The following is a 462-nucleotide window of genomic DNA, read 5'->3' on the forward strand; positions in this document are numbered from 1 at the left end:
ATTTACCCCCGTCTGATAGCGACTCATAGCTGAATTAAGCAAACGAAACCTTGATCGCCTGTCACCATGATTGTCATGCGTATTGGGGGTTTCATCAGCTCTGTCGTAGTCGCCACGCTTGTGGGGTTCTCTTCCCCCGCCGTGGCCGCCGTGGAGGCCCCGCACGTCGGGGCGAAGTCCGCGTACGTCATCGACTCCGCAGGAACGGTCCACTACGGCAAACGGCACACGAAACGCATGCCGGTCGCGAGTCTGGTCAAGGTCATGACCGCGTACGTCGTGCTCAGCGAGGCGCAGTTGAGCGACGTCATCAGGGTCGACGCCATCGACGTCAGGTACGCCGCCCGCGGCGGCGCCGCCACCGCCGGTCTGCGCGCCGGTGAGCGCTTCACCGTCAGGGACCTGCTGTACGCCCTGATGCTCCCGTCGGGCGCCGACGCCGCGAACGTCCTGGCCCGGCAC

1 protein-coding gene is annotated in these 462 nt (G+C 64.9%); it reads left to right on the forward strand.

The genetic code is table 11. The features are described 5' to 3' along the window. Positions 1–75 precede the first annotated feature (75 nt). Positions 76–462 (forward strand): serine hydrolase (locus C1I95_RS34405; protein WP_199524053.1); only part of this gene is annotated, 387 nt, incomplete at its 3' end.

It is taken from the genome of Micromonospora craterilacus (assembly GCF_003236315.1).
Classification (GTDB): domain Bacteria; phylum Actinomycetota; class Actinomycetes; order Mycobacteriales; family Micromonosporaceae; genus Micromonospora; species Micromonospora craterilacus.